Origin of the sequence: Paenimyroides tangerinum (assembly GCF_003865405.1) — a bacterium.
GTDB classification, from domain to species: Bacteria; Bacteroidota; Bacteroidia; order Flavobacteriales; family Flavobacteriaceae; genus Flavobacterium; species Flavobacterium tangerinum.
Window position 1 is genome coordinate 1 of the sequence record NZ_RQVQ01000070.1, and the last position, 7,611, is coordinate 7,611.

7 protein-coding genes are annotated in these 7,611 nt (G+C 26.6%); all 7 read right to left on the minus strand.

The annotated features are described in order from the left end of the window. Nucleotides 1–28 precede the first annotated feature (28 nt). Nucleotides 29–748: a hypothetical protein gene (locus tag EG240_RS15795; RefSeq protein ID WP_125020299.1), complete on the minus strand. Its 720-nt coding sequence runs from the start codon at nucleotides 746–748 to the stop codon at nucleotides 29–31. Nucleotides 749–788: 40 nt separating this feature from the next. Further along, nucleotides 789–2,339: a DNA polymerase gene (locus EG240_RS15800; protein ID WP_125020300.1), complete on the minus strand. Its 1,551-nt coding sequence runs from the start codon at nucleotides 2,337–2,339 to the stop codon at nucleotides 789–791. A 2-nt stretch (nucleotides 2,340–2,341) separates the two neighbouring features. Continuing rightward, entirely contained in the window at nucleotides 2,342–4,834 is a 2,493-nt protein-coding gene (locus tag EG240_RS15805) for an RNA-directed DNA polymerase (protein WP_125020301.1), read from the minus strand. Continuing rightward, entirely contained in the window at nucleotides 4,827–5,873 is a 1,047-nt protein-coding gene (locus EG240_RS15810) for a ComEC/Rec2 family competence protein (protein WP_125020302.1), read from the minus strand. The genes EG240_RS15805 and EG240_RS15810 overlap by 8 nt, the downstream gene beginning before the upstream one ends. 12 nt (nucleotides 5,874–5,885) lie before the next feature. Then, nucleotides 5,886–6,584, minus strand: a complete 699-nt coding sequence (locus EG240_RS15815) for a hypothetical protein (protein WP_125020303.1) — start codon at nucleotides 6,582–6,584, stop codon at nucleotides 5,886–5,888. Nucleotides 6,585–6,645: 61 nt separating this feature from the next. Further along, nucleotides 6,646–7,179: a hypothetical protein gene (locus tag EG240_RS15820; protein WP_125020304.1), complete on the minus strand. Its 534-nt coding sequence runs from the start codon at nucleotides 7,177–7,179 to the stop codon at nucleotides 6,646–6,648. Between the two features lie 15 nt (nucleotides 7,180–7,194). Next, nucleotides 7,195–7,611: type I restriction endonuclease subunit R, EcoR124 family (locus tag EG240_RS15825; protein ID WP_449580068.1), on the minus strand; the 417-nt coding region annotated here is incomplete at its 5' end.

Below are 7,611 nucleotides of genomic sequence, written 5' to 3' on the forward strand. Positions count from 1 at the left end.
ACTTAAATAATGTTTACAAAAATGTAGCTTAACTTATACTGAACTTTTTGTTTGCATATCCACTCTCTTTTGTTAGTTTGATTCTATCATTAAGCTTCAGATATTCATAATATCCTTTTTCCTTAAAATCCATATCTGGAAAATAATACCATCTAAACTCATCATATATAGAAAAATCATTGTAATTATATGAAGGGTTGACTAATCTAGGATAATACTTATTATAAAAAAAGGAGGGCATTCTTACAAATTCTTTCGCAAAACTAATATCACAGTTGATTCTACATCCTTTTGCAATACTTTCTGCACGTGCAGCATTAGTTACAGCATTTCCAACAATAAATCTACCTAAGTTTACATGTTCCTGTGTTGTTTCAATAATTTCACCATAACTTAGCCCCCCTCTACAAAAAATGCCCTTTCGAATAGCTTCGCACATAAAGTTATTTGCAAATATCATAATTGTTTCAAGTGATTCTCCCCAAATAAATGCACAGTCTGATAATTGAGTTACATTTATATCTTTATCTAACTTTTCAAACCGTGTTTTAATATCCACTAAGATTTGTCTAAATTGAGTAAGTAAAACAGCAGATAGAAATTGGTTGTTTTTCTTTTCGAAAGGGAAGTTATGTTCCCAGCCTATAAAATCGCTTTCATCTAAAACAATTTTATTTTGAGTTAATGCGCCAATTCCAAGTAAATCTACGAAGAAAACGGCTCCGTTATACGTATTTGAAAATTCCATAATTTTAATTTATTAAAATGAAAAGTTTAATTAATATGTTTTAAGAGTCACTGTGAAACATTTTTTCTATAACCTTGGGATTCAATTTAGGACAATAATTTTTTAATACCGATTCAAATATTTCCTTTAAAGTATTAGAATAAAGATCAAATTTTTCTTCAGAAACTTGATAAAGAACAGCGTCGTGCATTGGTAATAAAAAATCTATTTCTGGATACCTTTTATCTACTCTCAAGATTATCTCTTTTAAAATTATTGAAGATAATCCCTGAATTTTTTGACTAATTAACCAATTTTCAGATTCAATATCTTCTATATTAATTGTTTGAAATCTTAAATTACCATTTATAGTAGATATGTGGCCTTTTTCACTAAACTCGGACTTAACACTATCAAAATAGTTAATCAAAGAAGGAAATTGTTTAAAAAAATCATTTTCATTCTGATACTTCATTCCATAACAAAATGAATAAAATATTTCTTTAGCCTGTTCTCTATTTATTTTATTTTCTCCAATATTTTTAACGATAGCATCGTAAATATCAACCTCATTATACATTTTAATTAATAAATCATCATCAGCTTCACTAGCCAATATACCTGCTTCAAATTGACAAAAATCAAGATATAACAGTTTCTTTCCTTTTTCTGGTAGAATAATATTTCTATATTTACTACTTAATTGTTGTAATGCTGGATTCTGAACTATGATCCTACCTGTAATAGTTCCAAAATAATCATAATTTGGATAAATAATTTCAGATTCTAAATTTCCTAGTCTAGTTAAAATTGTCTTATTTTTCGACAAATTTCTTTCTAAAAGTAAAGTATTAAATATTGAATGTTGATATCTATTTGTTTTCAGATAAGACCAAAACTCTTTACTTTTTAATTTTAGATTAGAAGGTATCTTAGATTCTATATTTAATTTTAGATTTTTATAATCATTTTTTGAAAATATTCCATACTTTAACTGGAGAATATTTCTTTGGTTATATAAGTCTTTATCAATATTTTTTATATGCTCTCTTACTTTTGTTATGTCAAGGTGTATACCTTTTTTAGTAGCTTTGAATAAAATAGGACTAAGTTTTTTTTCAATTGAAAAATAACGATCGTTCTCAAGTGAGGACTCGAGTGAATGAACTAATGTTTTATATAATATTTCTAAACATTGCATAAAAAAATCAACTGTCTTACCTATGTCAAAATCACTTTTGATACCTAAATAATAATTTCGAGAATCCTTTAATTTAAGTAAAAAATCATTTTCCAAAATGTCTAATTGTGAGAAATCTAATTTTTTTAAAGCATTCCAAATATTCCAAGGGTATTCTTTTCCTAAAAATTCTTTTTTTGACCTTCCAATTAGTTGTCTGTTTACTTTTTCAAGATCAAAATAATGCATATCATCAATTAAAGTTAAATCTTCTAAAATGTTAGGAAAATCGAAGGAAATAATTGCTTTGTATTTTTTAAGATTTAATTGGTCTTTTTGTGTTTTAACAGATTTGCCGATTTCTTTAATATGGTATATATTTTGAATATTACCTTTATTATAGTTAACTATTTTTATAACAATTGCTTCCATAATTATAATGAAATAAGAGTTGGAGAGTTTTTTATTAGTTCAGATACTTTAAGTTCAGGCAATTCAGAAACATAAATTTCTTTTTTTTCATCATATAATTTTTGATGCATATCTTCCAAATCACCTTCAATATTTTTATGTTCAATTTCATTAGGATTAACATTGCGTAATGCAATTAGTGCATTTCTTTGAAGAAAGTAATTTCCTTTTAAATTTCCTTTATTAAAAGAACTTATCATTACTTGTTTATAGTTTCTCCAATTTATTGAAGCTAAATAAATATATGATCCTGCCGTATTAGCTTGATTTATCTGATTTGTGCTTTTTATATTTCTTGTAGCAATTCCAATTAAATCAGAATCTTCATACTTCATATAACTCAAGAATATCCAGATAAAATAGGTCTGGCTCTCATAAATATTTTTTAAGTTATTTTTGATAATGCCTTTTAAAACCTCAAAGTCTTCTTTGTTAAAATATGATTTATCAACAGCCATAAGTAGTTTAATAAAAGAAGAAGTCAACCAAGGCTGATTATCAAATTCTTTAAGAACAAATTTGATAATCTCTTTAAAATCAATAATATCTTTTAGACCTCTCGTTCTAGCAAATAACTGCAATTTATGAATACAAAAAGACAATTTTCTTTTTTGAAGATATTTCTCTTCAGACAAATCAGTTGATAAAATTGCATCTTTAAACAAGTTATAGGTCATTTGGACTGCTATTTGAACATCTCTCTTTCTTTTTGAAGATAAAAAGCTATTTATTTGATCAATTGATGTTAATGATTCCGGTAGGCATTCATTAATTTTTTTGATATCTTCTTTGATGTTAAAATCTAAAATTGTTGTTTTAGATGAATTTAAACTTAAACCAAGTTCTCTTAATGCTACTGATAAATCATAAATTGCTTTAATTGCTTCCGCTTTAGTTTTACATACAATCCTAATATCGTCCATATATCTATAATAGAATTTGTGTCCATTAGAATGTAACATGATTTGATCGATTTTATTTAGGTAGAGATTTCCTAAAAATGAAGATGCATCTCGATTTTGAGGAATACCAAATTCAGAATTAATTTGTTTCTCATTCCAATCCTTGATTAAATTTTCTATAGAATCTAAAATTTTATATTGTTCATCTTTATCAGATGATTTTTTAATATAATCATGTACTAAAGTTTTTAAATATTGACCTAATAATTTTGTATTAATATTTTCAAAAAAGCTAGTTATATCAGCAACTACTAAAAAAGGAGTTTCTGGTGTCAAAACAAATTTTGTTTGATAAACATATTTTTTCCATTGTTCGATAGAATAATGGTACATATATTTATCGCTATTTTTTCCTGAATTATACCTAAATGAATAAACATGTCTACTTAGAACAAAATCTAAATTTTCTATTAATTTATCAACATATGCTTGGTATATTACTCTGTCTATAAAGCTTGTTTCAATTGTAGGACGTGTTGAATATCCTGATTTTGGAACAGTAAAGTGTTTAGCTGATGTAGATGGGGAATAAGGATTATTTTTGTTTATATATTTCTTTACTCTTTTATAAAAATTCTTTTTTGATAATAGATATTTAAAGTCTAGCGGGTCTTGAAACCAATCATCTTTTAGGTCTTGTTTTAATCTTTTTAGAGCTCTCCAAATATTTAATTCAATTCCATTAATAACTATTTTTTCATAATTAATTAAACTACCGTCATCTTCTAAAGTAATTTTAGTTGTATCATTAATACATTCTAACTTATATAAGTTAGAATCTCTTTTTTCTAGAGCGCTATTAAATAGTTCTATGTTAATTTTTTTTGCAATGATAGAGCTTGCAAAACCATTTTCATCACTAATTTGAGTAATTATACCATATAAAATAGCCTTATTATTACAGTAAATACCAGCCCCTGAATACCCTGAAATTTTTTGTTTTGCATCATCTGAACTTATACTAGTTAAACATTCGATATTGATAAAGTTAGATTCTTCAGGAGTAAGTTTATGCTTAAATAAAAGTTCGTGCGGATTATTCTCCTTAAATGTCGGATATCCATAAGAATTGTAATTTCCTCTATATTTTGATTTCCCTATAATTATACCAGTAATATCATTAATATCAATAGTTTCGCCACCTACTATAGTTTTATTAAAATCTATTAGAATTAAAGCTAAATCTTGATCTTTAAAGGATATTATATCTTCTTTTTTGACTTTGAATTCTAAAAATGAACCATCTTCTTTTTGTTTGAAAATTTTAACACTTTCAAAAGTAGTTTCATTTTCAAAAGTACCCCCGTTTCTTTTGCCAAATAAACAATGTAAGGCTGTTAAGATATAATGAACATCTTGATTTGTAGTTTTGTAAATTACCCCCGTGCCAAATATTTTATTAGAACTTCCAATAAATGTAGATTCAATACGAACAGTATTAGCCTTTAATACTCTCTCTTGATGACTATTTAAATTATATTCAGTATTATTCATTAGTAATTATATATCCATGTTCGTAGTTAGGTTCACAAATAGAAAATTTATACATATTTTTTTCCTCTGTTGTAAAATTCAATTTCTTATTGTTATCCATGTCAGATTCTCCATAATTAAAGATAAAATTTGTAATATTATCGTTTTTACTATGACATAGAATTTTTGCAAAACTTATTTTGTTAGGCAGGTTTGCTTTTGTACGGTTAGAACTTATAATATAATTATTTGTTTTGATTAATTCTAACATCTTAAAACTTAAACTTCTTACACTGGCATGATGGGATAATTTTAGATAATCGACATCCAAATTTTTCAACGACCTGATTGTAATTAGTTTTTCAAGAGATTTTACAACTACATCTGGATTAGCATCCCCTAGGAATAAAATAGATTTTTCGTGTACTTCAAATAAAAAAGCAATACTAACTCTATTCTCTAAAGATGTGTCAAGATCTTCTACATGATTTTTAAACAAATTTGTATTTAAGTTTACTAAATCATCAATAGAATAATTATAATCATTAGTAACTGCTGAAATATCCAAATTATTCTGGTTTATTAGTTTATTAAGATCTTCTAAATAAGGTGAAATTATAGTAATTTTTGCCCCATAAAAATTAAGAAGATCTAAAGTTTCATTAGCAGTGATATTATTACATCTTTTAATATTATGTTGATTAATCAATTTCTGAATTTCACAAGATTCTGTAAAGCTAATATCTCCATTCTGACTACTTGATTTTGATTCAAAATTATTAAACCATATTTGTTTAATAATTTGTTTATCAATATCATGATCATTTAATAGGTATTGAATTCCTTTTACATGATCTTGATCTGTATGAGTTATAATAAGTAAATCGATATTTTGACCAGAATTTTGTAAAGAAAGAATTTCTTTTTTTAAATGATTGTTATATTCACTTTTTTTGTTTCCTCCATCAATTAAGATATTCTTATACTGACTATCATTTCCTAAAAATCGAATCAGTATACTATCTCCTTGACCAGCTTTGAGTATTTTTATGGATATCATAATTTAAGTGTTTTACTTCAAAATCTCTGCAATATGCCAAACCAAACGCTCTCTTGTTCCTAAATCTAAAGCACGTTGACCGCTAAGCATACTTGTAAAGAAAATTTTAGTTCCTTTTAATTCACTTGGTTGATTTACAACGTAAGTTCCGATGGTTTTATCAAAATCAAATTTTATCCAATCTCCTAACCAAACACCAACTTCATTACCTTTTTTATCACGATGTCTATTCATTCCTAAAAAAGTTCTAATTAAAGCATTACTTGCAACAATTACTTTTGGTTGAGTTTGTAATAAACGTTCCTTTAAAACTTCAAGCTGTTGAAAAAGGAAAGATCTACCCTCTTCATTTTTCATTAATAGGTCCTTAATGCTAGCTTGTTTTGTTTCCCTAAAAGCAAATAAGTCATAATGCGTCCATTTTATGTTTACATTATATTCTTCTTTTAATTCCTCTTCAATATTAAAAAATGGAGTAAAATAATCTTTTCCTCTTGTCCATTCCCTCGTCCACTCATAACTTTCTTTTTGTTGGCCAGAAACAAATGAAGGATTCATCCCTAGAAAAAGAACATCTGCCTCATTTTCATCTGTATCGTACTGAAAAGCAAAACCTCTACTTAAAATTTCATTTACTTCGGGATTGAAATGATTTGTATTACCAAAAATGGTTTCATATTTCGATCTTAAATCTTCTAAACTTTCATACATAATGTTTTTGATTTTTTACCCTGTCTAAAAGTCAATCTGTTTTTCTGAATTATCATTTAGACTATGAAAAATAAAGAGATAACAATGCAATAAGGGCAGAAACAAGTGAAATTATCATTGCCCATTTTGATAATGAATTTGCTTTAACAGCTATTTTATTAGCTTTTATTGAAATATCATTTGCATCTTTAGAAATAACATTAGCCTCAACTGACGCTTGTAAACTCTCTTTCTGTAATTGAGCTAGCTCTTCTTCATTTTTAAGTTTGTCTTCATATTTATCAATTCCCCCACATCTTTTTGCTTCTAATCCTTTTTCTGTTAATTTGACGATTAGTTCGTTCTCCCACTCAACTATTTCAAAATAGCCGTTACTAGTAAAATAAAGTCTAACAGGATCAATTATATTAGGGATTTCATCATCTTTTTGTTTTTGATAATTACTCCCATCAGTAGGTAAATTCCATTCTAAAAATTCGTCAATCAAAATATATAAAGCAAATCCGTTTTCTAAATCGACTCTGTTTTTAATGCTGTCCAAATAATAAAATACAGCGATAGCTAATTCTCTAGGGTTATTTTCAAACATACTCATACATAAAAAAAATTATTACCTTGCAAACCCACTAATAAACGTATTTACGAAATCATAGATTTTATGGGTAACACGTTCAATTTTGGTACTACGTTCTTTTAAACTTGGTTTTTGAATCATTAATGCTACGATATCTTCACGTAAAGGTTGTTTATCTGTAAACAAATACTCGCCGATTACGTGTTCTAATTTATCCTGGTCTAAAGCTTCTTCTTTACTGATTTCTTGTATAGCTTCTTTGCGTTCTTCTTCAACAAAGTTTTCAAAAGCTTCGATAACATCATCTGGATTTTCAATTAAAGGAAGATTCTTTTGAATGAATTTTTCTATTAACTCCTTTTTGCTACGTAAGTGAAGATCTGAATTCAATAAATCTTGAATTAGCTTTTCTTGACTTTTCTTTTCAGCAGTTGGAGCCGCTTGTAAACGCAC